Raw genomic sequence first — 2,446 nt, forward strand, 5'->3', positions numbered from 1 at the left:
GTTAGGGGTGGGGGGAAGCCGATGCTGGGCACCATGCTCACCCCCTCACCTCCCGCCGCAGCCGCTCGACGCCCATCAGCACCCGCTCGGGCGTCACGGGCGTATCGAGCCTTGGCGCAATCCTGTAGTCGGCGACCGACGCCACCGCCCTCGATAGCGCCTCGACAACCGAGATCGCCAGCATCAGCGGCGGCTCGCCGACGGCCTTGGAGCGGCCGATGGTCGGTTCGCGGTTGACCGACCATTCGGCGAGGCGGACGTTGAAGACCGGTGGAACGTCGGAGGCGAGCGGGATCTTGTAGGTCGAGGGCGCGTGGGTGCGCAGCTGCCCCTTCGCGTCCCAGATCAACTCTTCCGTCGTCAGCCACCCCATGCCCTGGATGAACCCGCCCTCGACCTGGCCCATATCGATGGCCGGATTCAGCGACTTGCCCACGTCATGCAGGATATCGACGCGGTCGACGGTGTATTCGCCGGTCAGGGTGTCGATCGTGACCTCCGAAACCGAGGCGCCGTAGGCGAAATAGTAGAACGGATGGCCGCGGCCGGTCGCACGGTCCCAGTGGATCTTGGGCGTCTTGTAGAAGCCGGCGGCAGAGAGCTGCACGCGGGCGAGATAGGCCGAGGCGATGAGCGACTTCCACGGCACGAACTCGTCGCCCGCCATCAAGCCGCCCGGCACCCATTCGCAGACGACCTCGTCGCACTGGTAGACCTGCGCGGCATGGGTGACGAGCCGTTCCTTGATCTGCCGGGCGGCGTCCCAGGCGGCCATGCCGTTGAGGTCCGAGCCGGACGAGGCGGCGGTCGCCGAGGTGTTGGGCACCTTGCCGGTGGTGGTGGCGTTGATCTTGATGTCGGCGAGCCCGAGCCCGAAGGCATCGGCCAGCACCTGCGCCACCTTGATGTAGAGCCCCTGCCCCATCTCGGTGCCGCCATGGGAAAGGTGGACGGAGCCGTCCCGGTAGACGTGCACCAAGGCGCCCGCCTGGTTGTACCAGGTGGCCGTGAACGAGATGCCGAACTTGACCGGAGTGAGCGCCAGCCCCTTGCGCAGCACGCCGCCTTTGGCGTTGAACGCTTTCACCGCCGCGCGCCGCGCCTGATAATCCGAACTCGCCTCGAGCTCGTCGACGATGCGGTGGATGATGTTGTCCTCCACCGTCTGGTGGTAGGGCGTAACGCTGTTCTCGCCGACCCCATAGAAGTTCGCCTTGCGGATCTCCAGCGGATCCTTGCCCAGCGCATAGGCGATGTCCTCGATCCAGCGCTCGCAGGCCATCATCCCCTGCGGGCCGCCGAAACCGCGGAAGGCGGTGTTGGAGACGGTGTTGGTATAAAGCGGCTCGGAGCGGGCGCGCACGGCCGGATACCAATAGGCATTATCGCAGTGGAAGAGCGCCCGGTCGGTCACCGGTCCGGTGAGGTCCGACGAATAGCCGCCATTGCCGGCATAGACCGCATCGACCGCGTGGATGCGGCCGGTGTCGTCAAAGCCGACCTCGTAGTCGACGACGAAATCGTGCCGCTTGCCGGTCGCGGTCATGTCGTCGTCGCGGTCGGGCCGGATCTTGACGGCGCGGTTCCATTTCTTGGCGGCGAGGGCCGCGACGGCGGCGAAGAGGTTGCCCTGCGTCTCCTTGCCCCCGAACCCGCCGCCCATGCGCCGCACGTTGATGGTGACCGCATGCTGGTTGATGCCCAGCACATGCGCGACCATCAGCTGCACCTCGCTCGGGTGCTGGGTGGAGGAGTAGACCGCGACGTCCTCGTCCTCGCCCGGAATGGCGAGCGCGATTTGTCCTTCGAGGTAGAAGTGGTCCTGCCCGCCGATCCTGATGGCGCCCTTGACCCGCCGGGGCGCGGCCGCCAGCACCGCCGCGACATCGCCGCGCTCGAGTTTCAGCGGTTCGGTGACGAGCTTGCTGCCCGCAGCCTGCGCGGAGCGCACGTCCGGGATGAACGGCAGGTCGCGGTACTCGACCTTCGCCCTCTGCGCCGCCCGCCGCGCCGCATCGCGCGTTTCGGCGACCACGGCGAACATCGGCTGACCGTAGAACTGCACGAGCGTATCGGCGAACACCGGCTCATCGTGCTTGTGCGCGGGGCTGACGTCGTTCTCGCCGGGAATGTCGGCGCTCGTCAGCACCCCGACGACACCGGGCGCGGCGAGCACGTCGGCAAAGTCGATGGAGACGATTTCCGCATGCGCGCGGGTCGAAAGCCCGAGATAGGCATGAAGCGTGCCGGCCGGCTCGACGATGTCGTCGATGTATTCGGCCGCGCCCGCCACGTGCTTGGGACCGCTGTCATGGCGGGTGGCGGTGTGGAGCGTGGCGGCGCTGATGGGCGTTTGCTTGTTCATGGGAGCGGTGCTCCGGTTTCGGGCACGGTCGGCCTCCCTCCCCCTTGAGGGGAGGGATTGAGGGTGGGGGTGGTTCAGTGG

General features: G+C 67.4%; 1 protein-coding gene. It reads right to left on the bottom strand.

Translation table 11 applies throughout. The annotated features are described in order from the left end of the window. Window positions 1–37 precede the first annotated feature (37 nt). Window positions 38–2,365 (bottom strand): xanthine dehydrogenase molybdopterin binding subunit, encoded by a 2,328-nt coding sequence (gene xdhB, locus VE25_RS07020; RefSeq protein ID WP_046107899.1) that lies wholly within the window; start codon window positions 2,363–2,365, stop codon window positions 38–40. Window positions 2,366–2,446 lie beyond the last annotated feature (81 nt).

The sequence above is a fragment of the Devosia geojensis genome (assembly GCF_000969415.1).
Taxonomy (GTDB): Bacteria; Pseudomonadota; Alphaproteobacteria; order Rhizobiales; family Devosiaceae; genus Devosia; species Devosia geojensis.